This window comes from Sphingopyxis sp. (genome assembly GCF_035998965.1).
GTDB lineage: Bacteria > Pseudomonadota > Alphaproteobacteria > Sphingomonadales > Sphingomonadaceae > Sphingopyxis.
Genome location: NZ_DASYHE010000080.1, coordinates 1 through 25,077, shown reverse-complemented (window position 1 = coordinate 25,077; position 25,077 = coordinate 1). Strand labels below are relative to the sequence as shown.

Genomic DNA, 25,077 nt, shown 5'->3' with positions numbered 1-25,077 from the left:
CTGTAATGGTTGTCGCCTCCTAACAGCCGGGGCGAGATCGCTCAACCGCGACGCTGTCTGTGCTGCGACGACAAACCCGCGATCAGGTACCGCAAAAAGTTTTGTAAGGGTCGGCGTCGATTGGCGCTGGCTGCGCGAAAGCAGCCCACTCGGCGCGCTCGATATATGGGTTTTGTACGACTTCCAGCAGTTCGGTCCAAGGCGCCATGTCCCCCGCCTCCGCCGCAACCAGCGCAGCCTCGACGAGATGATTGCGCGGAATATAGAGCGGATTCACTGCGTCCATAGCATCGGCGCGCTCCAACGGCGCGATCGCCTCCCGCTCAAGCTGCGCCCACCAGTCGGCGATCCATGGCGCCATCGCCTCGGCATCGGGCAAAAGCGCTTGCAGCATGGCGCCATCGCCGCGCAGCAACTGCGCCAGCGCGCGGAAAAAGGAGGTGAAATCGACCGCATGCTGCTCGAGCTCGCCGAACAGCACGTCGATCAGCTTTTCCTCGTCCTTGTGCGGCTGACCCAGCCCAAGTTTCGCGCGCATTTCATCAAGCCATATCGCCCGAAACCGGGCCGGGATCGCGTCAACCAACGCCTTGGCCGCGTCCACGTCAGCTGGATCGACGGCATGAATCGCGGGCAACATGGCCTCGGCAAAGCGGGCCATGTTCCAGTGCGTGATTTGCGGCTGGCGACCATAAGCATAGCGCCCGTTCGTATCGATTGAACTGAATACCGTATTCACGGCAAAACGGTCCATGAAAGCGCACGGACCATAATCGAGCGTCTCGCCACTGACCGCGACATTGTCGGTGTTCATCACCCCATGAATGAAACCGACACCCATCCAGCGCGCGACGAGCTCGCATTGCAAACCGATCACGCGGTCGAGCAGCGCGAGGTGCGGGTTGGTGGCCTCGACCAGCTCCGGAAAGTGGCGACGGATGGTATAATCAGACAGTTGGATGACATGATCGGCGCCAAAATGTGCCGCAAAAAATTGAAAAGTGCCAACTCGGATATGGCTGCTCGCCACCCGTGTGAGCACCGCACCCGGATGCGACCGGTCACGCTGTACCCGATCGCCAGTCGCCACCGCCGCCAGCGACCGCGTCGTCGGCACCCCCAACGCCGCCATCGCCTCGGACACGAGATACTCGCGTAGGACAGGACCAAGCGCAGCCTTGCCGTCACCGTTGCGCGAGAATGCAGTGGGACCGGAGCCTTTAAGCTGGATGTCAAAGCGCGCGCCGTCAGGAGCAATGATCTCGCCGAGAAGCAACGCGCGTCCGTCGCCAAGCTGGGGAGAGAAATGACCGAACTGATGGCCCGCGTAGGCGAAGGCAATCAGGATTGCTCCCTCGGGCATGGTCTTTCCCGAAAAGATGCGGGCAACATCGCCGTCGGACCTAGCTTTGGTCGCAATACCCAGCTGCTCCGCCAGCACGTAATTGAATATCAGAAGTTTTGGCGCATGGGGCGTCGCTGCCTCGGCTAGCGCGTAAAATCCGTCCATGGTGCCGTGGAAGCTATTGTCGAATGCGAAATCCATAACACCCTTTGTCAGACGTTGGCCTGATTAATGCAAGTTTGGCCTGACCAATGCACGCGAGTGATGATTTACGCGCATCAAAGCGTCACAGCAGTGTGCGATTTGCTTCGCATCCCGCATGTGTGGGAACTGCGTCGCGAAAGTCGCTGCGAAACTGCGAAGCAGCGCCACTGAGGATACAATCTGAACCCTGAACATATCGATTATTCCGTTGAACGACCTTCGTTGCGGACGTAAAGCGCGCTCAAGCTAGCAACAAACTGCCGCAGCTGGGGCTATTGTTCCCGAAAGACGGAACAGGAGCACCCGATATTTGGTATGTAACTTTTTACAGCGAGCAGTTGCGTTGCGTGGAGATTTTTGGTGTTAATGCATAGCTCCGCCGTTTCGAGGCATGCGCACGCGCCGGCCCGTGCCGCCGTTATGACTCATGGCACGATGCAACTCGTCGTCACGCTGTTGTTTGGATTGGTGATCCCGATCATTGCATATGGTCTGGTTTTTCCTTCGGCCGTCAGGGTCAATAGCGTTGCGCAGTTCACGATCGCTTTTGCGGGTAGTGCCACTATCGCTGCGGTCATTTTACTCACCAGGATGATCCGCTATCCTGGAGTATCCCATGCTGGAACCATATTGCCTGCCTTTGGGTCAGCTTACGGCATCGTTCTTGCTGCTCTACTGTTCCTGCGGACACCCTATAGTAATACGATATTGATTTTGTGTTTTTCTGGATCGGTCGCCGTTCAGTATGCAATCGCCGCCCTGTCTAAGCAGTCGATGAATCCTATGCACTATGTGGTTCCCGGTGGTCGGGCGTCTGCCATTTCGAACCTCCGCGGCTGCAAGTCTCAAATCTGGTCTAGCCCCGATATCCCTCTGCCGAAAGGAACGCTGATCGTCGCCGATCTGCATTTCGATCATGCCGATGCATGGGAACGGCGGTTGGCCGAGGCGGCGCTCGATGGAGTGCCAATTTTCCACTACAAACAGGTATTGGAAGCGCAAACAGGGCGTGTGCAAATCGACCACCTGTCTGAAAATGTTCTAGGCGCGCTCATTCCCAGCAGCAGCTACCACGGTGTAAAGCGGGCTGTTGATCTGATCGGCGTGCTTGTCGCTTTGCCGTTATTTGCTCCGCTACTCCTTGTTGCTGCGATCGCCATCAAGCTGGATTCGCGTGGGCCAGTTTTTTTTCAACAGGAGCGCGTCGGCTTTCGAACCCGACGTTTCAAAGTTCTGAAATTTCGCACAATGCGCCCCTCTCCCGAACCCGGCGACGACAACAGCCGCGACGTGGGCGCCGCAATGACGTTGGGCGGGGATGAACGCATTACGCGGGTCGGCCGGTGGATGCGACGCACTCGGATCGACGAGTTGCCGCAAATCTGGAATATATTCCGTGGCGACATGAGTTGGATTGGGCCAAGGCCGGAAGCGCTTTCGTTGTCGGAATGGTATGCGAACGAAATCCCTTTCTACGCCTATCGGCATATCGTCCGGCCCGGAATCAGTGGCTGGGCGCAGGTCAATCAAGGGCATGTTACTGATCTTGAAGATGTTCACACAAAACTACAGTACGACTTTTTTTACGTTAAGCATTTCTCGTACTGGATTGACATCATAATCGCGGTTCGAACGATAGCCGTCGTGTTCAACGGATTTGGGGCAAAATAGGAATCCAGATCAACATCGTCGCACAGGATCGACGAACCGGTAAGATCAGGTTTGGCCGAGTATTTCGGCGATCATGCGTTGATTGATGATCTGCACGTCGAATTTTTTCTCAGCCAGCGCACGGCTTTCCTTTGCGTGACGCTCGACAAGATTGGGCTCAAGAACATAGCGCATCATTGCATCCGCAAGCGCGCTCGACGATCGAACCGGAACCATCACGCCATTGACGTCGTCAACCACCGTTTCACGGCATCCCGGCGCATCGGTCGTGATGACCGCAAGGCTGGCGGCCATTCCCTCTTGCGTGCTGCGCGGTATGCCTTCGCGATAGTAGGATGGAAGTACGAACACGTCTGACCGCCACAAGTACGGGCGCACGTCGTCAACCATCCCCACCCAGTTCACTATCCCCGCATCGTGCCAGGATTGAACTTCGCTTTTAGTCAAAGACCCCGGATTGGAATCGACGCCGCCAACCAGAATAACCTCAATGTTCCCCCCCCGCTCGCGGACAGATTGCGTGGCCTGAACCAATTCCAGAACGCCTTTTTCACGTAGCAGACGTCCGGTCCAGATGAAAGTCAGTGGTCGTTCCTTGGGATCCCGTTTCGCAGTCAGCGTGAAGTGGTCGAGGTTAACACCACTTCCATCGACCACCGTCGAGCGGTCTGGCGGGGATATGCCCGCATTGACCATCAGTGTCAGATCATCCTTGTTCTGAAAGATTACCCGGTGCGCCAAACGAAATGCGATCGCGTAAAGTCCGCTGACCAAATGGCGCAGGAGGCCCGCTTTGCCCGATAAAGCCCCGTCGGTATTCATGTAAACTGTGCCCAGCCCTGCGACCAGCACTACCCGGCGCGGCACCCTCGCCAACCAGGCAGCAACAGCGCCATAAATCACCGGTTTCATAAAGTAGCCGAAAAAAATCTGTGGCCGGATCCGGCGCATCTCCCGATAGAGTGCGATAATGGTACGCAGGTCGCGTACCGGGTTCATGCCATTGCGCGCCATAGATACCGAAACAGGAATAGCGCCCAGACCTTCAATCCTTGCGCGCGTTGCGGCATCATAATCCGGCGCGATCGCATATACGCGCCAGCCTTTATCGACCAGCTTGCGCATAAGGTCGCCTCGAAAATTATACAGCGATTTCACGCCATTCGAGACGACGAAAATGGCGGGGCTGCAATCCAATGGGTTTGATCGCATGTTTGTCATCTAACTTTTCAGAATGTGGCCAAGGGTTCCCTTAGTTCAATGCGCCATCCAGCCATGCCTGGAACATAAGTATATCCCAAACGTGATGATGCGCCCGCCGACGGCCGCTCCGCGTATCCGACCATAGGCGACTGACGGCGTCAACGTCCAAGAAACCCTCACGTCGCAACCGGTCTGGCGCGAGCAGATCGTCCGCCCAGTCGCGAAGCGACCCACGCAGCCAGTGCTCGATCGGCACTCCAAAACCCGTTTTGGGGCGCTCCATCATCTCGCGCGGCACAGAACGATAGAGAAGTTGGCGCAGCGGCCACTTTGGCTCGCCATTCCGCAGCTTGTGCTCAAGCGGCAGCGCGAGTGCGAATTCGACGACACGATGGTCGAGTAGCGGCACGCGCGATTCCAGGCTGACCGCCATGCTCGCTCGATCGACCTTGACCAAAATATCATCGGGCAGGTAGCTGCGCATGTCGAGATACATCATGCGGTCGCGGAAGTCGCTGGTTGCGGGCCAATCGAGGTCGGCTTCGGACATAATGGTCGGTGGTTCATGCCCGCCGATCACCAAACGGCCCGGATCCTTGTTGTGCGAGACCAGAACCCGATAGAAATCGTCGCCTTGATCAACGTCGAGCACATCTGCCAGCTTGAGCAGGCGATCGCCCACGGCCATCCGCCGCAAATTCGCCGGGGCGAACTTCATCGCCTTATCGATTGCTCCCGCCGGAGCCAATCGCAACGCCCCAGCGACCATCCTGCGAACGCCGCGAGGCATCCGGCCCAGCCGCCGCCAAACATCATAACCCTGCGCATAGCGGTTGTAACCGCAGAACAGCTCGTCGCCGCCATCACCCGACAGGCTAACGGTCACCTCGGTCCGTGCAAGTCGGCTGACCAGTAGCGTCGGGATTTGCGAAACGTCGGCGAAGGGTTCGTCCCAATGATGCGGCAGGATCGGAATCTGGTCGAGCGCGTCCTGCGGCGTCGCATATAGTTCGGTATGATCGGTGCCCAGATGTTGGGCGACACGCTTGGCATGATGCGCCTCGTCATATTCTGCTTCCGAAAAGCCAATGGAGAATGTTTTGACCGGACGCGACGACTGGCGCTGCATCAAGGCGACTATAGTGCTGGAATCATAGCCACCTGACAGAAACGCGCCCAGCGGCACGTCGGCGGCCATACGGATACCGACCGCGTCGAGGAGCAACGCCTCCAATGCATCGACAGCAGCGTCCGGCGAACCTTCAAAAGGCTGGGCGCGCGCCTGTCGCGCCTTATCGGCTATGTCCCAATAGGCGACCGGCTCGGGCAGAGTGACATCGGCCGCGGCTATTTCCAAATAGTGTCCCGGTGGCAGCTTTTGGATACCGTCATAGATAGAATAGGGGCCAGGAACATAACTATGCCTGAGAAAAAGGCTCAAGGCGCCGCGATCGATGCGTCCCTGCCATGCGGGATGCTGACGCAATGCCTTCAGTTCCGAACCGAACAGCAGCGTCTTTCCCTGCACGCCAAAATAAAGGGGTTTTTCGCCCATCCGGTCGCGCGCAAGATAAAGTTTACGCTCGGCGCGATCCCACAGCGCAAACGCGAACATGCCGTTCGCACGTTTCAGCGTCTCAGGCACACCCCAGACGGAGAACCCCTGCAGCAACGTCTCGGTATCCGAATGGCCGCGCCACGCGTTCGCGCCTCGCTCATCCAGCTCGCGTCGCAGGTCGATATGGTTATAGATTTCACCGTTGTAGCTGAGGACGAAACGACCATCGTGGCTGAGCATCGGCTGATGCCCGGCAGGCGACAGGTCGATAATCGCCAAACGACGATGAGCGAGCGCAACACCGGCTTCGCCGTCGACCCAATAGCCATCACTGTCCGGACCCCGGTGGGCAATCGTGTCGGCCATCCGCCGCAACAGCGCGTCACCGTCAGCGAAACCGGACCTTTCCAGAAACCCCGTAAAACCGCACATCAGCGTCGGGCCCTGCCAGGATGGGGGCGAATAGTCATGGGGTTGATCCTTGTCTTCATTTCCATGCGCGACTACAATTTTCTGTCATGGTAGCGAACCTGAAATTTGCGCCGGTGCAAGCCCGGACATGTCTTTCACTTTACCCTTGAAGCACCACGGCTGTTTTCCTGCCTTGATCAATGAGTTCGGACGCGAAATCCGACCCGCGTTTGCGCATGGCGTCGCGGCTTAGCGCCCCGATCGTTCGAGATCAGAATAATGCTCCGCCATTTCTGAATATGCGAATGATTGCGAATGGCGGTTCTCGACGAACTTGCGCACCTCACGGCGCCAATTTTCGAGCTTTTCCGGCTCATTGAACAGCTCTGCCGCCTTTGCCGCCATCGCCTCCGGCGTTGCCTTGGCGAGCGCTCCGATATCGCGGCCATCAAAGGTGTCCAACGCCATTTTATACTCCTCCTCATTGCGATACGCGATGAGCACAGGAAGTCCCGATGCCATGGCCTCGAGCACCACGACCCCAAGATTCGGACCACGGGTGGTTTGCAGCAGAACATTCGCCGCGGCGTAGGCTGGTGCGGGATTCTGCAGCGCTCCAAGGAAACGGATTACAGTCCGGCCCGGCAAAGTTGCTGCCAAATTCTCGAGATATTCACGCTGCGGGCCGTCACCGGCAATCACGAGCACAGACTTCGGATCATCAAGGATAAGAGCGGCGCGGATGGCCAGTTCGACATCTTTGTCAGAATGAAGCCGTGCCACCACCAGCATGACCCGGTCGCCCGCCGCGAAACCGAACGCGGCCCGGCTCGCGGCCGCCGTTTTGCCATCCAACGTGAAGCGCGCCATATCTACTCCGATAGACGAGACGACGATGTGCGATCGGGAAGCGTGCCAATATTCAACAATTTCGTCTTCGATATAACGGGTAAAGGCAAGGAAACGGTCGACCAGAACCGGTGGTATGCGAGTGGCAAAAAGCACGCGCTCCAGACGGGACCCATGGGCGGCCGTATACATTTTGGAATGCATGACCGGTATGCCGCAGATCTTCGCAGCGATCCAGGCAGGCCAGGCGGATGCGGTCAGATGCGTGTGGACGGCAGTGACCCGCTCCCGGCGAAAATATGCGACCAGATGTCGGATCACAGCTGGCAACATGCGCAAGTAGATGAGGAGAGACCGGTTTGCTCCCGGATGCATCTGCAGCGTTTCGACGTGGATGTCGCCATTCAACCGCCGCGCCAGCGTGTGCGGTTCGCCCGCAACGATGCTGACGCGTCTGCCCGTTGAATGCAGGTAATTTGATAACTGGACCACATATTGCTCTGCACCGCCGATGGCGAGGTTGGAGATAATATGGCAAATATGACTATTCATGGGCGCTTCGCACGATGTAAATCCCGAGGATAGTTGAGACCAAAGCGGATAAACCCACCGACAAGGCCGCACCCACAAGCCCGAACGCATAGACCAGCAGCGTGATGAGCAACAGGCCTCCGATGGCGTTAAACGCCGACAGTGCAAGCATTTCCCGGTCGCGGTTTAGCAGCACAAGCAAGTTCGACATTATAGACTGGGTAAGAAAAAGCGGCGTGGATAGGCACAGAAGCCATCCCGTAGCCCGGAGTTCGAAACTTGAACCAAGGGGCCGCAGAAACAGCAAGTCGAGGAAGATGCCACCTACAATTCCGAGCACAAGACCACCAAGCAGTCCGCCGAGCAGCCAACGCCAAGGCACCGCAGAGGATTTTTCCGGTGCACCTTTTCGGTTACGCGACCAGAAAAAAACGCCTGCAACGCCCGACGCCGCCAGCGCAAGGGACGAAAAAAGATTCTGCACCAAGGCAAATTGACCCGCAGCTTCCTGCCCCGCGAAGACGTTGATGATCATCGGATGTATCCGGCTTGCCACCACGAACAGGGCCGAGGCGACAAAGAATTTGCTGAATTCGACCACTTGACCGCGGCATTCCGCCAATAGCCCCGCAACGGGGCGGAGCAGCCGCCACGAGACTACGAGAGCCAACACAAAACCGGCCGCGCTACCCATGACATAGTAAAATGCAATTCGCGGCAGGTCGGGGTCACCCGCCGTAAATACGGCGACACCTGTGATGCCACAGACAAGCACGGACACCGCTAGCCGCAACAGGAAATAGTCGAGCGGCCCGCGCAGATACTGCACACTCGTAGCCGGTCCATCCACAGCCGTTTCAAGAAACCGGCCGACAAAAAGCAGCGCAATCAGCGATAGCAAGCTGGCGGTCGTACCCGTCGAAAACAGCCCCCCCACCACCAGTAGCGCACCTGCCGCTATGACGGTGACACGCAAGCCGAGCGACACGACCACCACCGCACCCGCCGACAGCGCGCCCACAATCCGTCGACGAAGCGACAACAGATTGGGACCGCAAACCATCGTGGTCACGACTGCCACATAGGCAAAAGCCAGGCTCAGGGAGCCGGCGGGCTCCAGTCCGAACTTGTAGCTAACCATCAGGGTCAGCAGGAAAATCACGCTGTAGGGAAGAAGGTCCCCAATAAATATTAACGCATAGTCAATGAGAAAATTCTTCTTGCCCTGACCGATGGCCATCGAATGGGAACCCTTCGAGTAAGATTATATCCTAGGCCACTTTGCCAATCACTACGGTCAGAATTGGACACTGCCGTTTTCACACCATCATCTCGAAGGAATGACCCGCAAAACATTATGCGCCAGCATCGCGAATCATTTTTTCAATTGCTTCTTCAGACAGTGTCCGCACGACCTTCCCGGGACTGCCCATGACAACCGAGTACGACGGAACGTCTTTGGTGACAACGCTCATGGGTTGAATGAGGCATTTGTCACCGATTGTGACGCCTGCGTAAACGACCGATGGACCTGCGATCAAGCAGCCCTTCCCTATACGGGTGGGTTTGCGTTGAATGAGTCCGTTACCGGATTCATTTTTCATCGCCAGATTGGACAGGTGACTGGAATGTGTCCAGACCATGGTTCCGGCACCAATGCTGGTGTGATCACCGATTTCCAATCCACCCGAAGCGTCGAGAAGCGTCCCTTCTCCGATCCAAACATATTTTCCGCAAACCAGATTTTCCTGGGCTATGATCTTTGCGGTATCCCTGATGCGACACCCCTCGGGAAGATTGAAAAGAGCAGCACGCTCATCGTCAGTCATCACCAATGACAATAGCCGGCGCAATATCTCCGGCCGCAGGTTCCGTGTGCGATCGGTGTCGCGAAGTGGGAAAGAGTCCGATTCCCATAATGCAGTGACTGAAGCAAGCAGAGCCTGTTTCAGATCATCCTGCTCGCTGCTCATGCCATGCATTCGGATAACGTGATCGCCGCCAGCACACGCTCGCAGACTAGATCCACGTCCAGTCCTGCATAGCAAGGCAGCGTGATCAGGGTTCGCTGCAACAACTCTGCATTGGGCTGGACATCGTCATATTGCGTGCGAAAGTAGGTTGTCGCGCTCAGACAATAGGTCCCGATGGTGGTCTCGATACCGTCCTTGCGCAGCTGGGTGATGAGCTGATCGCGGTCGACTCCGTCAGGGACTTTGAACACTAGCGACTGCACATTAAATACCACATCATCGCCAATCTGCTGGGGCACGAAGCCGGCCGGCGCGAGCTTTTCGATACAGGCATCGCGAACCTCATTCCGTTCGGCAACTATGGCGTCCAGTTTGCGCAATTGTGCGCGCCCCATGATCGCCTGCGGCTCCGAGAGCCTGAAATTATAGCCGAAATCCACAAAATCGAGACCGTAACCCTGCATGCCTTGCGCGCCATGGCTGAGTTTGCGATTGAACCAGTCCACCCAATCGGGGTTTCGGATGGTGATCGCGCCACCTTCGCCGGTGGTCAGCAGCTTGCGTGGATGGAAGCTGAAACACGTCATGTCGGCGATAGACCCGCAAGGCTTGCCGTCTTCCGAACTCCCGATAGCGCACGCAGCGTCCTCGATCAGCGGTATGTTGTGCGACCTGCATATCTCCGCAATCTTGTTCATGCCGGTCGGGTTGCCGAAAGCGTCAACCGCGATCACAGCTCGGGTACGCGGCGTGATCGCCGCCTCAAGCGCCTCGGGTAGCATGTTGTACGTATCCAGAGAAACGTCAGCGAAAACCGGGCGGGCACCAAGATCCTCGACCACATTGGCCGTTGCGGGAAAGGAAAAATCGGAGACAACCACCTCGTCCCCTGCCTTAATATCCAGACGCTTCAGGCAGAGCCAGAGAGCGGTCGTTGCGGATGTGGCAAGAAACGCGTGGGGTGCGCGCGCGTAAGCTGCGATTTCGTCGCGAAATGCTTCCACATGTTCGCCGCGGGTAAAAATTCCGCTTTCGAACATGCGGCGCATGTCATGCTCGACTTCGGCGAAGCTGATGTAAGGGCGGATCAGTCGGATCATTGCAGTTCACCTGTCAGCTGGGTGCGATACCATTCGAGTGTTTCGGCCAGGCCTTTTTCGAACGGCGTGAGATGATAGTCGATCATCGTCTTCACCTTCGCATTGCTCGCATTATGACAGAGAACATCGGATTTTCGTCCCTCTTTGCGCAGAACGGGCCCGGTATAGCCATAGTGCGCACAAATGGCGGGTATTAGTTCGTTGATCGTGATCTGGTTGTCCGTAGAAATATTTACGGTCTCCCCGGACTCCTGTACGCCATAGAGCTTGAGAACCGCGTCGACGGTGTCGTGGACATGGATGAAATCGCGGCTCTGAGTGCCGTCACCGTGTATCTCTGGTACGCCCCCGGAAAGCAAACGCAGGGCCGTCAGCGGAATGACACCTGCCATCATGCCCTTGTGGTTCTGGCGCGCGCCATAGTTGTTGAATGGCCGCACGATAAAAGCGTCGATCTCGAACATCCGAACATAGCTCTCGACCGCCAGATCGGCCGCGGCTTTGCCCGCCGCATAGGTGGTCGTCGGATTGCGAGGATGCGCTTCGTCCATTGGCTCGTAAACAGCCGTGCCATATACTTCGGAGGTCGAAAAATGGCATAAGGTCTTGAACTCGCCGCGACGCTGCAACTCCAGCAGGTTGAGCACGACCCGAACATTGGTGTCGAATGCGTTCGCTGGATTTGCAAAGGAATAATTCAGCGCCTTTGTCGCCAGGTTGAATACAACATCGATATTATGGCTCGCGAAGATATAGGCTAGACTAGTGCCAAGCTCCGCATCGTCGCGATAGAATGCAACCTTTCCGCTCGCCATGGCTGCAGCGAGATTCGCTTCCGCGCCGGTAAAAAGATTGTCGATCACCACAACAAACGCTGCGCCGTCAACGAGCAGTCTGTCGACGAGATGGCTGCCGATGAAGCCGGCGCCGCCCGTCACCAATACAGTCTTGCCAGACAAGCTGTCACGAATGGGCATGTTTACACCTCAGCCTGGATCTGCGCGCAAATTTCCATCGCCGCGACGCTTGCCTCGATCCCCGGTACCCGGGCCGCCGTAGCCGGGTCACGGCACATCGCCATGAACGACTGAAGTTCTGAAAGCAGAGCCTCTTGGGGTGCGATGGCCACAGTCTCCTGAATCGCTGAAATTGTGTATGGCAACGAACCGGATTCATTCACCTGGGACTGGCGGTGGATCAATATTTCCTTACTCAACAGGTCGCAGTCGACATACATGTCAACGCACGTTCCGGTAATCTGGCGAATTTTCTTGTCGGTCACGCGGCTGGCCTGAATTCGCGAAAACTGACCATTTTCGTGGGTAATGAGCGCAGACGCGAAGTCGACCATACTGCCGTGCCCGAAACCGTGCGCTGCAACCGACCGAGCCGGGCCGTTGAGATACAATGCCAGGTCGATGTCATGGATCATCAGGTCCGTAACGACATCGACATCGGTTATGCGCGCGCTGACTTTGTTCGTGCGGGTGAAATCCAGGCTGATCACACGTTCGGTTCGTTCCAGAACAGTCTTCAGGGCCAGCACGGCGGGATTGAATCGCTCGATAAACCCGACCTGCAGATTCAGTCCCCTCTCCTCGGCAAGAACCGCTATTTCGCGCGCCTCGCCCAGCGTGGCCGTCAACGGCTTTTCGACGAAGATGTTTTTCACATGTGCCGCCGCGAGCCGGATGTACTGCGCATGCGTTACCGTCGGCGTGCAGATCACGACAGCATCGACGTCAGGCAGCAGTGGCGTTGGATCAACCACGCCGGGAACACCATGGATATCGCCCGCATTGGCTGCCACCTGAGCGTCGGCATCTGCCACGAACGCAAGCTCGAAGCCCTTGAGCATCGAGAGAACCCGAAGATGGTTGCGCCCCATGGAGCCCAAGCCGATCAAACCGACTTTAAATATGGTATCTTGCATTTTCACTCGACCTCACCGGGAACGCGGTGGCCTTCTTTGTTGACGCGCGCGATCGGGCGCGCGGGATTGCCCATAACGAGGGTGTATGGCGAAACGTCCTTGGTGACCACGCTTCCGGCGGCGACCATAGCAAATTCCCCAATCGTTACCCCGCAGACGATAGTCGCATTGGCGCCGATGCTGGCGCCATTCTCGACGCGGGTTGGAACGACTACCCAGTCGGCGCTGAATGCGCGCGGTACCTTGTCGTTTGTGAAGCAAGCATTGGGGCCGACGAAAACATCATCGCCAATCTCCACGCCGTTGTAGATAGACACGCTATTCTGAACCTTGCACCGATTGCCGATTTTCACTGCATGATCGACATACACATCCTTCGATAAAATGCAGCCCTCACCAATCTCGACGTTTTCACGAACCTGAACATTTATCCAAATTTTGGTACCAACACCTATGCTCGCCTGATCAGAGACATGCGCAGTTGGGTGGATGAAAGTCTCAGCCGACATTATCGCCCCCTATGCTGGCGCCAACGACGTCGACCACACGACGCAACTCCGCTTCGGTCATGTAGGGAAACAAAGGCAGGTTAAGCACTGACGCGCACAACTGCTCGGCTGTCTGACCTCCATAATGCTTCACAAGATAAGACGTAGCAGCAGGTTGACTGGACATGACGCTGGGATAGATGTTTCCAAAGCCTATGCCTTCCGCCTTCAGGCTGGCTTCGATACGACTCTTTTGGTTAAGGTCCGGCACCAAGCACACGTTGCAATAGCCATTTTCAGAATAACTTTCTGGAGCGTTCATCAATTGGATGCCTATCGATGGGAGGTGCTCGCGATAATAACCCACGGCCTCAAGGCGGGACTTAATCCGCGCATCGATATAATCCAACGACAAGCTCAAAAAAGCCGCCTGCAATGAATCCAAGCGAGAGTTCCAACCTACTTCGCCATACCCGTAATGCGCTGTACGGCCGTGATTTCCGAGTTGGCGGATTTTGTCCGCGAGCGCTTTGTCGTTGCAAAACACAGCGCCACCATCCCCTGCCGCACCCAAAACCTTCGCTGGGTAAAAGGAAGTGGTCGAAATATATGCGCCTTTGAAGATCGACTCCCCATTATACTGCGAGCCAAATGCCTGGGCGCTGTCCTCGACAAGTATCACTCCCTGTTTCCGACACAGCGCGCGGAGTTCAACTAATTGAGCACTCCCCCAACCGTAGAGGTGTGCGACCAACGCAGCCTTCGGCTTCGCTGCGCAGATTGCCTCCTCAAATGCTTCGATGCAAACACCCCCATCGCGAAGATCGGCGTCAACCGTCGCCGGTCGAGCGCCGACATTTACAACTGCTTCGAAGGTTGCCCAGAAAGTTAGATTTGGGACAAGCACCACGTCCCCCTCACCGACCCCAACAGCACGCAACGCAAGCTGCAGCGCATCAGTGCCATTGGCGCAAGTTACGGCATACGGAACATCGAGACGCGACTGCAACATATGTTCCAGATTAACGACTTCGTTCCCGCCTATAAATTGCGCACCGAGCGTCATCGCATGAAACTTGTTCATCAGTGCATCATGAAAACCTGGCTCGAGGCGCTTCAGGTCAATAAACGGAACGCTAATTGTACTTCTCCATATTATTATTTGACAAATTCCTATTAAAACTTTTCTACAACGCAGATAACGCCGATAGACTTCTATCACAATGACTAGAGGCGTTCGAAGAAGCGACAAACTCGGGATATGATCACCTGGATGCGGAAGCTCTCAGTCGACCAAGAACTGTCGCCGCGAGACTGCCTCCAATATGGCTCGTCTGCCCCGTCAACATAGCCTTATTATCCTGCGCGGCGAATGGAAATGACATGCTCCAGTGATCCCATAACACAGGCAATCATAAACTGCATCGGCGCGACCTTCTGCAAGCTGCAACGCGAGGGCAACAATGCAAGCACGATAATCGATCAAACATCGTGGTCATAGCGCCACCGACGGATAAAATTCATATGGCAGCCAGTAAGACGAATGGGACGCGAACAACAACCAGACAGCCATAACCGATCCGCTGTACAAAATGACCAGAATCGCCCAAAAAATGTTTACCTTTCCGGGCGCGCCAAGCGCATCCGGAATTCGCGACAAAACCAATACCTGAAGTGGTATCCAATATAGCGCCAGGCGATCGACGGCTGTCGACGATGGCGACAGGATGAGAACCGGAACAAACATTATCGCTCCCAATGCCATAAACAACCAAAATCCTCGAGACTCCGAAGAAAAGCCCATTCGTCCAGCGAGAAGCAAAAGAAGGACCGCAGGAACGGCATTCATGGCGATACGAATACCGGCGCCGGTAGATTCCAGGCCTTCGCCGATATAGTTCTCTAGATAAAATGACAAGTTCTGCTGAATAAGTATAGAAAACAAAACAAACACGAGAGAACCCGCAGATATATATTTAAAGTACTTGTTTTTTGTATTTGCAAAAACAGCAAATGGTACTAGTATAACCGCGGATTTGTGAAAAAGGGCGGCAAACGCAATCCATGCAAGGAAGGCCGTCATTCTGCCTTCAGAGAGCCTGATGATAGCGATCATCGCCAAGCCTATTGCGACGCCTTGCCGCGTGTATCCCATTGCAACGACGACGATCAGATATGGCACCGCGACCAGCATAGCTAACCATGGCTGGGGTTGAGCGCGGCAGAAAACAAATAAGCCCCAGCAAAATAGAATTGCAGAAACTGTGTTTACAAAATAGACATCTCCACCAATATTTGCCCCGATCCAATTCAGCAAGCCATAAGCGATATCACTATAGTTAAATATTTCTCGCATTGGCGCGCGCCACATATTTGACACATGCTCTTCGTAGGTCGACCAGTCTCCTCCAACTTCGTATCGCAAGCCAATCATCAGGACGAGAAGGACAAAATATATGGACCATGTGAATCCGACATGTGGTGCGGGATAGGCTCCATTGCCAATAGGCTTTGGCCGTTGCGCAGCGATGGCCATGAACGCCATCAGGCCAAATAAAAGCCAGTAAGGCCACATCAGCTATCGTCCCGGATCAAGCGGACAACCCATTGGGCTACACTCGGAGAGCGTAATGCAACCGCGCGTTTCGCTTGCGCCGAGTTGCAAGTAAGCGTGAGCGCAGAAACAGCATCGCCGAAGGCGATCGCGACGATCGTAGCGGAATGAGACGCAGCAAGTAATCGGGGCGAGGCATCGATCATTTCTGGTAATAGTCTCTGTACCACGCAACGAACTGCGCCACGCCATCCCGAAAGTCGGTTTTCGGGCGATAGCCGGTCAAGCGTTCTAGCAGTTTCGCATCGGCCCAGGTCGCAGGAACATCGCCCATCTGCATCGGCATCATATTCCGCTTGGCTTTCATACCCAAAGAATCCTCAATCGCGGCGACGAAATCAAGCAACCGCACCTTGTCGTTGTTGCCGATATTCACGATTCGGAACGGAGCGACGGGCGACAGGCTATCGCCTTCTTCGATTTCCGCAGGCGACCCAGGGCGTTCAGGGATCGCATCGATCAACAAGCGTATCCCGCGAACCAGATCATCAATGTAGGTGAAGTCGCGATACATGTCGCCGCCGTTGTACAGATCGATTGGCCGCCCCGCGAGGATCGCATCAACAAATTTGTAAAGCGCCATGTCGGGGCGCCCCCATGGACCGTAAACCGTGAAAAACCGGAACATCGTTGTTGGCACATTCCAAAGATGGGCATGCGCGTGCCCCATAGATTCGGTAGCCTTTTTGGTCGCCGCATAGATCGTGAGCGGCGTGTCAGCCTTTTCGGTTTCGTGGAACGGCATGTCATCGTTCGCGCCATAAACAGAGGACGTCGACGCCATTAGCAGGTGGCCGACTTTGTTGCGCCGTGCAGCCTCCATGACATTGAACGTCCCGATCACATTCGTCGACAAATAAGCGTAGGGATTATCGAGACTATAGCGAACGCCGGCCTGCGCGGCGAGATGAATGATGGCATCGGGCTGGAAAGAATCGATAGCAGCGTCAATCTCGCCGCGGTCCTCCAACATCGCTTCAGCGGCAACAAAATTTTGATTCTGCAACAGTATTTGATGCCGCCGACGCTTCAGTTCGACTTGATAATAATCCGTCATGCCGTCAAAGCCAAAGACCGCATGCCCCTCCGCAAGCAATAATTTTGCCAAATGAAAGCCGATGAAACCGGCGGTGCCGGTTACAAAAAACTTGCGGCGCATATCTATCTCCAGTCGCGATTGGAATTTTCAACGCCCAACCGTCAGGGGCGCATGCTATTGGCGCCGTTGTCGCGACGGAGGCTCAATCGCTGTATAGCAATGTCGGCGCCGGTCGTGCTGCCAGGAGCGTCGAGTTCAAGAGTGGCCATATGCCAATTACAGGCGGACGCCGCGACGTCGACAACGCTGCTCCCCTCACCCTCCGCCATAGTGAAAGGTAAAACCGGGGCGCTAATTTTGCCTGTTTCTGCGCAGGTTAAACGCAGTTTCAGACTCGCGCCGGAAGTAGCCTCCAAGCCCGCCAGTTGCCAGCGCAAACGATAGGATCCAGCCGCCGGGATACGGATCAGCTGGCGCGCCACGACGCCGGAGGCGGCAGGCAGGCTAGAAATCGACATCATACGAGCCTTGTGCTCAATGGTCGCACCAATATCGCCCGTCTGCAGCAATTCCCACTCAAACGGGATAAAGCGCGGTTGACGCTCAAAGGTCGAACCCGTCAGCATCTCGCCGTCCTGCCTAGCTCCCATGTCCAGCGCCAGCGCAATATCATATCCCAATGTCTGCTGACCTTGATTTGCGAGGTTTGCAATCAACGGGAAGTCCGCAGCGGTCGGCGCCTTGATCTTCCAAGGTGGCCCCGCAATACGCAGACGTATCTCCCCCGCTTGAGGAATCGCGTTGGGTTCTTCCAGAACGGCAGCCCAATAGCCTGCGCTCCAATTCGGATTGCGCCCAAGCAGCGGAACAAGAACATCCTCTGCCCCGGTGTTCGCTGTCCCAGCCGCCAAGCGCTTTAAGTACAGCTGCTGAACACGATGGTCGACTGACATGGCGCGCCCGAGTAAGCTTAGCGCACGCTGCGGATTCCCACTTTTCAATGCGTAATCTATCGCCAGCGAGTTCAGCAAATTTTCCCGCCGACTGAGCCCGCCTGCCAATTCGAGAAGACGCTCCGACTGCCCTGCCTTTCCAGTCACAGCGAGTGACTGAACGAGCACCGGCCAAGCTGGCCTTGCCAACGGCTCCAAAGCGAAAGCTTCTTTGGCGAGCCGTGTCTCCAGTTGCCCCGGGCGCGAGTTCGGATTCTTGGTTAACCGCGCACCCAGCAACGCGCTACTCAACGCCGCTTTTGCCCATCCTTGCGGCGCAAGGCCGATCATCGCAGCCCGATCGGGGGCACGAAGCTGATTCACGATTACACTCGACTGCGCCCACACGGCACCGGCGGTCAACAACCCGATTCCCAGCAACAGAGAATTTTTGCCCGTTTTCATAAGTGATCCAAGCGGAAGCATGTCGTCGGTCAATCGTCGCTGTCGCTATTCTTGTCCGCGCCATAGCCATAGCCATAGCCATAGCCATAGCCGTAACCATAGCCATAAATTTCATTGCGACGACCGACCTTGGTCACCAGCGCGCCGAAAATATGCGCCTCGGTCTGCCGGAGCCGACTAAGCGCAGATTTGATAGCCCGCGCGCTGTTGTTGGACGCATCGATCGCGAAGATGACGCCCTCCACTGGCCGCGCCAATAGCGGCGCGTCCGCAAGACCCAACACTGGCGGCGCGTCAAGAATGACATGATCATATTCGCGCAACAGAAGTTCGATCAATTGACGAAGGCGCGATGAGCTAAACAACTCGGCAGCATTCGGCGGCATCGGACCGGCGAGCATATAATCAAAGCCGAACATCGACGAAGGCTTGATCAACTCCGCAACATCTTCGACACCGGTGAGATAGTTGCTGAGCCCGACCTTGTTTTCGACGTCGAGAAGTTCATTCAACGATGGGCTGCGAATATCCGCATCAATCAAAATGACTTTCTTGTTCGTCTGCGCAAAAACACTCGCGAGGCTCAAGGCGGAACTGCTCTTTCCCTCTCCCGGCCGGGTAGACGTCAGCATGAAGCTGCGCGGCGCGCCATGATTGGTAAGAAAAGTCAAATTTGTTTGAGCTGTAAAGTAAGACTCATATACCATCGATTTTTTATCGATAAGCAGCGCCTCGAACTCTTCGGCTTCCACCTTCGGGATCGATCCAAGGAGCGGCAAACCAAATCGCTCGCTTACCTCGCTTGGGTCGCGGATCGACTGATCGAGTTGTTCAAGCAAGAACACAAGTGCGGCGGCGATCCCGAGGCCGGCGACTAACGCCAAAGCCATATTCAAGAAAAGGTTGGGGCTCGATGGAACCCGCGGCGGCGTGGCGGTATCGACAACGGCGATGTTGTTTGTTCCAACACCCGCGGCGCCGATCTCCTTGTAGCGCTGCAACAGACCGTCATATAGCTGCCGATTGGTGTCAACCTCGCGCTGGAGAATAGTATATTCAATCGATCGGCGCTGTTGGTCGCGATAGTTGCCGGTTATGCGGTCAAGCTCCGCCTGAAGTTCCCTTTCGCGTGTGATCGCACTAGAATAGATTTCGCGATTAAGCGACCGCGCACGATTTGCTTCGCCCGACACCGATTGAGTCAGTGCTTCGAGCTGCTTTCGTTTAGCGACGACTTCAGGATACTCGTCACCAAACTGGACTTCTAATCGCGCGAGATCGGCCGCCAGTTCGGCGCGCCGTTGACGAAGAACGCTGACAGACTGGTTGCTGGACATCTCGGTCGATGAGACAGAACTGCTGAGCTGGCTTTCGGCCGCGATCCGCGCGTCTCGAGCTTCGGAAAGCGCGGCACTGATCTTTTCAACATCGGCAGCGGCAAGAGTGCGCTGCCCGACGGTCCGTCCGTTCCCGGAATCCACCCCACCTTCCAACGTGATGATGTTATTGCTCGCGGCATAAGTTATCAGCTCGCGCTCGGAATCCTCTAGGTTACGGCGTATCGTTGATATGCGCTGTTCCAGAAAACGCCTGGCGTCGCTGGTCGCTGCGAAACGGCGATCAAGATTAGCTGCGACAAACTGTTGCACCCAAAGATTAGTCAGTTTGGCAGACAGTTCGGGTGACGGCGTAGCAAAGGAGATATCCACCAAACTCGACTGGCGTACCGGCGAAACACTGATCGAATCTAGAAGAATCTTCTCTGCGCGTTCAGCCATGCTGGCGCGCTGCGCGCTGTTCGGCGCGCCTTCTTCACCTTCTGCCAAGCGGAAATGGTCGAGAAACACCTTGTCGTTCAGCAAATTGCCCGCCCGGACTGTGCGGGCAGCGAGTGAACGCGATTCTAGAAGGCTGTACTGCGTGTTGAAAAAGGACATCTCGTTCGCAAGGGTTTTTTCGCGCGCGCCCTTAACATCCGTTTCCACCGGAGCTTGCGGAGAAATCTCAATCCGGGATGCTGCACTGTAAAGCGGCGTCATCAAAAAGGTAACCGCGAGCCCCAGCGACAAGCACGCTACGATGCTACCGATAACCCATGCTTTATGGTTGAGCAGCGCAACGAACGCCTTTTCGAGCATGTGCATGTCGAAAAAGCCGCCTTGATAAGGCTGGGCCGCCTTGCCCGGTTCAGCATGTATCTCCGGACTTGCTATCGCACGCCCGGTGTTTGCGGTATCCATTTTGTAGTTCACCCGTATAAAAGAAGCGATCGCACGATCAGTTATTGCTGGTAAAGTTGCTCAAGATCACCAACGGAGTACTCAGTAACGTCGTGCCTTTGACGAGGTTATCCAAGAGGCGGCGTTGCGGAGAATCCCCAACGATAATGATGTCGTTCGGAAACACTTCGGGGTCAGCATAATTGCCACTCCGGATCGCCCGCATATTGTACACGCCGACATATTGGCGATTATCGACCTTGCGAAACACCAGAACATCGTCAAGTTTGGCAAATTCGGTCAAACCGCCAGCCAGCGACACCGCACGCATCAGGCTCGCTTTGCCAACCAAGGGATATTGCCCAGGCCGCGCTACCTGTCCGTCCACCGTAATGGCCTGCGAAAGCAGATAGGCAGGATTAGAGGAAGCTCTCAGATTGACAGTGACTTGCGGGTCCCGAACATATCGGCCTCGAAGGCGGTCTTCAATTTCTGTCGCCAACTGGGTTGTCGACTTACCAGCGGCGGCTAGCGTACCGGCGAAGGGAAAGGAGAAGTTTCCTTCACCGTCGGTCAGCACTTCGCGCTTAAGATCAGGAACACCGTAAACTTCGACCGTCAATTCGGTGAAAGAGCCGACATATGTCTGCCGTGTAGCTTGTTGCGCATCCATACTGCCCGGGTGGGGCAACGCCTCCAGCAAACTGACGCCGCTGGCAGGAACGACCGCAATCGGCTCTCTCCCGCCGCAGGCGGACAGTCCCAACAGGACGAAAAGGACCAGGTAGCGCAAAACACTCATATTCTTAATCCAGAAGCCAGAGACATTGGGGAAGTCGATTGTCGCATACGGCCAAAAGTCCAAGGACGAAAGCCGCTTCAAAATCTAGTGTCCCTTAACTGGGGGGCCCGGAATCAGACACGTCCTCCCGATGCCGGATCAATATCACGATAAGAAACATTGCAACCATTGCCATTGATGGCGCGCGAAGCGGATAGTCTGTCATCGAACCGACAGCAAGAACCATGAAGGCGGCCGCTAAAACCCATACCTCGGCCGTCTTTCTACCTTCTCGGCCTGAACGACTGCGCGACGATTGCACCAACTGGAAACATATCCATAATATGCCGACCATAAAGATTAACGCTCCTGGCAATCCTCCTTCGATCGGCAATTGAAGCCAGTCATTATGCGCGTGATTCAAATAAGCTTCCTGAAGCAACTCATCGGGCTCGACAATCTGATAGACGCGAGCGAAAGAGCCAAAGCCCGAGCCGAGTAGCCACTGCTCTTTCAGCAACGACAGGATCGGAGCGAAGGTCTGGACTCGGCCGTCCTCAGCAGTGTCGCTCCCAAACAGGCGGGTCACGGAGTTGCCACGATCGGACAGATAGAAAAGCGCGGTTAACGCTCCGATCGAAAAGAAAGGAATGACTGCAAAGAGACCGCGCTTAAGGTGTTCCGACCGGGCCGCCGCAGCTTGCCTAACCCGCTGCTTGTTGCGCCGTTGAATTATCAGGCTTTGTTTGGAGCGATAGGATCGACGTATGACCGCATACGCCAGAAGCGCACCCGCCATACCGCATACCAGGCCAGTGCGCGACCCAATGGCAAAGATCAGCAGGAGGAAGGTAACAATACTGCCGATCAGCGCCGGGATGAGAAGTGGCTTGGGATTCCGGCGAGCAGCCTCGTTGGCAACCAGCCATCCTGCCGCCAGGATACCTATCGCTAAAAGGACCGCATGATGGTTGCGATTGGCAAAAAGGCCAACCAAAGCTCCCTCGTTGGTGATCCGAAAGAGATAGAAGACGCTTCGCGGCCCAGCAACGAACTGCAACATTCCAAAGGCGGCCGAAGCAAGCGCGCACGCCCATATCGTCCACCATATCCGAATCCTCTCACCCGCCGGCACAATACCCGCTATGAGAATAGCACCAAGCGGCACACACAACGACAGCAAGCTGTTCCAAGTAAAAGCAGGCGAGAGACTGATCGGACGCCAGCGGTCCGGAGCGCTTAATAATTGATCCATCGCGAATATCGGCGCCCGCAGTGGCAAAGTCGACCAAATTTCCGTGGGCAGCGGCAGCAACTGAATGACCATCCACAGCGCCAACATTAAAATAAGCGCAAGCGGAAGACGCAAACCGCGCCAATTCGACGGCGGCATGATAGCAACTAACGCAAACGTGAGAAAAATCGCAAATGCGCGCAAAAAAGGCACTGAAGCGACGTCATAGCGCGATCCGCCCCCCATAACGACTACGGCAGCAGCAAAGCAGCCCAACATCCAGATCGAACGCCGAGACCATCTTTCTTCAGATGCCACAGAGCCATGCATCGCCCTGTTCACGAGTTTCATTCAGACAGATCCATGTGCATTAATGTCCTGCAACAACGACTGTGACGGCTCCAACTCTGATGTATCAAGGAACCAGCGATCGCTGCCTTCAATCCCTATGCAAGTCAAGCGACCGGTGAGATACGCGCCCGTATCGATCCCGATGCGCCCGCTCGCTTCATCCACATTATCGGAAATGGTGTGTCCATAAACAACTGTCACGCCATGGTCATGCTGACCTTCGATAAATTCCTCACGAATCCAGCGGAGATCGGACGATTTCTGACTGTCCAGCGGAACACCGGGCTTTACGCCGGCATGCACAAATGCATAATCGCCAATCCGGATCATGTCCTCGCCATGACCCAAAAAATCGATATGTGCTTGCGGCACCAATTCCGGTAATCGCTTGGCGACTTCCTCGAAACTTGCCGCAGCATAGGACGCATCGTCGCCCCAGTAGCTGCGAATGGTTGCATCACCGCCAATCCGAATAAAATAGCGTACCCGTTTTATATCGCCGGTGAGAGCGGCTAGGAAACACTCTTCGTGATTGCCAATCAACATTGCCACCTTATCGAACGGCGTTCCCAAACCGATGGCCCGCTCGATCACCGACGCGGAATCGGGGCCGCGATCGATGAGGTCGCCAAGCAGAATCAGCGTTGTAAAGGCGTTACCGCGCGCGGCATTATCGGTCTCGATTTTATCAAGCAATCGCGCAAACAGATCATCGCGACCGTGTATGTCTCCTATAGCATAGACACGCTGGCCATCGGGCACGCGAGGAAGGGTTGCCGACACCCGGTCTTCGCGTTGCAGACGTTTCAAGAAACCTAGAAATGACATATAGGTGTTATATCAACTATATCAGTAGTTTAATAAGCGCAATTGTCCGTCGGTTCCACTTTGACGGATGCCGCGCAACATTGTGATACATTAAGCGGACAACCGATCTAGAATCCCGTGCGGTCGGCGGGGCGATTAGAGCTAAGTTAAGCCACCGGCAAGAGCTTTGCGCTAAAGCGGCCAGAAGACTAGCCGAGGAACCATCCAGTTTATGCCGTTAGAACCGAATTCAATTGCCCCATCCGCCCGACGAAAAATCATGGTCACGTTCGGCACGCGTCCCGAAGCTATCAAGATGTTTCCGGTTGTGCACGCGCTACGCCAACGCCCTGCGCTCGAGGTTCGCATCTGCGTCACGGCCCAGCATCGTGGAATGCTGGACCAAGTTCTCGAAATCGCCTGCATCACTCCGGACGTCGATCTTGACGTAATGCAAGCGAACCAATCACTCGACACGCTTCTGGCGCGGCTCGTCGTCGGGCTCGGCAAAACATTCGACGTCGAGAAACCCGACCGCATCCTCGTTCACGGGGACACGCTGACCACAATGGCGGCCACCCTCGCCGCCTATTTCCGCAGAATCCCTGTGGGCCATGTCGAAGCGGGGCTGCGCAGCGGCAATATCTATCACCCCTGGCCCGAAGAGGTAAACCGCAAGGTCGCTGGCGCAGTCGCCGACTTGCATTTTGCGCCGACCGAGACCGCCGCCGCAGCGCTGCGCGGAGAAAATGTGCCCGCCGACCGCATTCACGTGACGGGCAATACCGTGATCGATGCTCTGCTAGCGACCAAAGCGCGGATCGACGCTGAACCTTCGCTCGCGCTCGGTCTAGATCCACTCTTTAGCCGCTTTGCCGACAAGCGCATCATCACTGTCACCTCGCACCGACGCGAAAATTTCGGTGACGGAATGAAAGCGATTGCCGAAGCGATCGCCGCGATCGCGGCGCGACCCGACGTCGCAGTGGTCTTTCCGGTCCATCCCAACCCTCATGTCCGTAGCGCGATGGAACCCATCCTCGGCGGCCTCGCCAATGTGGCGCTGATCGACCCGCTCGATTACCCCCATTTCGTCCGCCTACTGGCGATCTCGGACCTCGTGCTGACCGACAGTGGCGGGGTGCAGGAGGAAGCGCCTGCGTTCGGCAAACCCGTGCTCGTCATGCGCGAGACGACCGAGCGGCCGGAAGGCATCGAAGCTGGTACGGCCAAGCTTGTCGGAACCGACAAAGCGCGTATTGTTTCCGAAATTTTCAGGCTTCTCGACGATAAGGACGCCTATTCGGCCATGGCCCGCGCCCATAATCCCTTTGGTGACGGCACGGCGGCAAAGCAGATTGCGGAGATT

General features: G+C 56.0%; 20 protein-coding genes. 2 read left to right on the top strand and 18 right to left on the bottom strand.

From position 1 onward, the window contains the following. Nucleotides 1–82: 82 nt before the first annotated feature. Entirely contained in the window at nt 83–1,546 is a 1,464-nt protein-coding gene (locus tag VGN68_RS13615) for a protein adenylyltransferase SelO (RefSeq protein ID WP_327477417.1), read from the bottom strand. A gap of 438 nt (nt 1,547–1,984) precedes the next feature. Here VGN68_RS13615 and VGN68_RS13610 point away from each other — a divergent pair, with 438 nt between their 5' ends. Beyond that, complete coding sequence (locus tag VGN68_RS13610) at nt 1,985–3,220, top strand: sugar transferase (RefSeq protein ID WP_327477416.1); 1,236 nt, start codon at nt 1,985–1,987, stop codon at nt 3,218–3,220. Nucleotides 3,221–3,265: 45 nt separating this feature from the next. On the opposite strand, the gene VGN68_RS13605 is transcribed toward VGN68_RS13610, so the two are convergent. The 17 genes from VGN68_RS13605 to VGN68_RS13525 form a co-directional block, all read right to left on the bottom strand. Next, nucleotides 3,266–4,345, bottom strand: coding sequence for a glycosyltransferase family 4 protein (locus VGN68_RS13605; RefSeq protein WP_327477415.1), 1,080 nt, complete (start codon nt 4,343–4,345; stop codon nt 3,266–3,268). A 127-nt stretch (nt 4,346–4,472) separates the two neighbouring features. Continuing rightward, a complete protein-coding gene (asnB, locus tag VGN68_RS13600) occupies nt 4,473–6,413 on the bottom strand; it encodes an asparagine synthase (glutamine-hydrolyzing) (protein WP_327477414.1) in 1,941 nt (646 codons plus the stop codon). A gap of 228 nt (nt 6,414–6,641) precedes the next feature. Continuing rightward, nucleotides 6,642–7,793: a glycosyltransferase family 4 protein gene (locus VGN68_RS13595; RefSeq protein WP_327477413.1), complete on the bottom strand. Its 1,152-nt coding sequence runs from the start codon at nt 7,791–7,793 to the stop codon at nt 6,642–6,644. Further along, nucleotides 7,786–9,012 carry a polysaccharide biosynthesis C-terminal domain-containing protein gene (locus VGN68_RS13590; protein ID WP_327477412.1) on the bottom strand — a complete coding sequence of 409 codons (1,227 nt, stop codon included), beginning with the start codon at nt 9,010–9,012 and terminating at the stop codon, nt 7,786–7,788. Before VGN68_RS13590 ends, VGN68_RS13595 begins: the two co-directional genes overlap by 8 nt. Nucleotides 9,013–9,127: 115 nt before the next feature. Beyond that, nucleotides 9,128–9,745, bottom strand: a complete 618-nt coding sequence (locus VGN68_RS13585) for an acyltransferase (protein ID WP_327477411.1) — start codon at nt 9,743–9,745, stop codon at nt 9,128–9,130. Further along, nucleotides 9,742–10,845 (bottom strand): DegT/DnrJ/EryC1/StrS family aminotransferase, encoded by a 1,104-nt coding sequence (locus tag VGN68_RS13580; RefSeq protein WP_327477410.1) that lies wholly within the window; start codon nt 10,843–10,845, stop codon nt 9,742–9,744. The genes VGN68_RS13585 and VGN68_RS13580 overlap by 4 nt, the downstream gene beginning before the upstream one ends. Continuing rightward, nucleotides 10,842–11,822, bottom strand: a complete 981-nt coding sequence (locus VGN68_RS13575) for an NAD-dependent epimerase/dehydratase family protein (protein ID WP_327477409.1) — start codon at nt 11,820–11,822, stop codon at nt 10,842–10,844. Before VGN68_RS13575 ends, VGN68_RS13580 begins: the two co-directional genes overlap by 4 nt. Nucleotides 11,823–11,824: 2 nt before the next feature. Continuing rightward, nucleotides 11,825–12,778 carry a Gfo/Idh/MocA family oxidoreductase gene (locus VGN68_RS13570; RefSeq protein WP_327477408.1) on the bottom strand — a complete coding sequence of 318 codons (954 nt, stop codon included), beginning with the start codon at nt 12,776–12,778 and terminating at the stop codon, nt 11,825–11,827. Nucleotides 12,779–12,780: 2 nt separating this feature from the next. Further along, on the bottom strand, nt 12,781–13,287 hold the full coding sequence (locus VGN68_RS13565; protein WP_327477407.1) for an acyltransferase: 507 nt from the start codon (nt 13,285–13,287) through the stop codon (nt 12,781–12,783). Next, nucleotides 13,277–14,350, bottom strand: a complete 1,074-nt coding sequence (locus tag VGN68_RS13560; protein WP_327477406.1) for a DegT/DnrJ/EryC1/StrS family aminotransferase — start codon at nt 14,348–14,350, stop codon at nt 13,277–13,279. Before VGN68_RS13560 ends, VGN68_RS13565 begins: the two co-directional genes overlap by 11 nt. Nucleotides 14,351–14,761: 411 nt before the next feature. Next, nucleotides 14,762–15,841, bottom strand: coding sequence for an EpsG family protein (locus VGN68_RS13555; RefSeq protein ID WP_327477405.1), 1,080 nt, complete (start codon nt 15,839–15,841; stop codon nt 14,762–14,764). Nucleotides 15,842–16,022: 181 nt separating this feature from the next. Next, nucleotides 16,023–17,039: a GDP-mannose 4,6-dehydratase gene (locus VGN68_RS13550; RefSeq protein ID WP_327477404.1), complete on the bottom strand. Its 1,017-nt coding sequence runs from the start codon at nt 17,037–17,039 to the stop codon at nt 16,023–16,025. Between the two features lie 41 nt (nt 17,040–17,080). Then, a complete protein-coding gene (locus VGN68_RS13545) occupies nt 17,081–18,316 on the bottom strand; it encodes a hypothetical protein (RefSeq protein ID WP_327477403.1) in 1,236 nt (411 codons plus the stop codon). 29 nt (nt 18,317–18,345) lie between these two features. Then, nucleotides 18,346–20,556, bottom strand: coding sequence for a polysaccharide biosynthesis tyrosine autokinase (locus tag VGN68_RS13540; RefSeq protein ID WP_327477402.1), 2,211 nt, complete (start codon nt 20,554–20,556; stop codon nt 18,346–18,348). A gap of 37 nt (nt 20,557–20,593) precedes the next feature. Then, entirely contained in the window at nt 20,594–21,337 is a 744-nt protein-coding gene (locus VGN68_RS13535) for a polysaccharide biosynthesis/export family protein (protein WP_327477401.1), read from the bottom strand. Between the two features lie 94 nt (nt 21,338–21,431). Next, the gene (locus tag VGN68_RS13530; protein WP_327477400.1) at nt 21,432–22,901 is read right to left on the bottom strand and encodes an O-antigen ligase family protein; all 1,470 of its coding nucleotides are present in this window, start codon (nt 22,899–22,901) and stop codon (nt 21,432–21,434) included. Then, nucleotides 22,902–23,729 carry a metallophosphoesterase gene (locus tag VGN68_RS13525; protein ID WP_327477399.1) on the bottom strand — a complete coding sequence of 276 codons (828 nt, stop codon included), beginning with the start codon at nt 23,727–23,729 and terminating at the stop codon, nt 22,902–22,904. It lies immediately after the preceding gene. 259 nt (nt 23,730–23,988) lie between these two features. Between VGN68_RS13525 and wecB the strand changes: the two genes are divergently transcribed. Beyond that, nucleotides 23,989–25,077, top strand: a 1,089-nt coding sequence (gene wecB, locus VGN68_RS13520) for a non-hydrolyzing UDP-N-acetylglucosamine 2-epimerase (RefSeq protein WP_327477398.1), incomplete at its 3' end; no start/stop codon positions are given.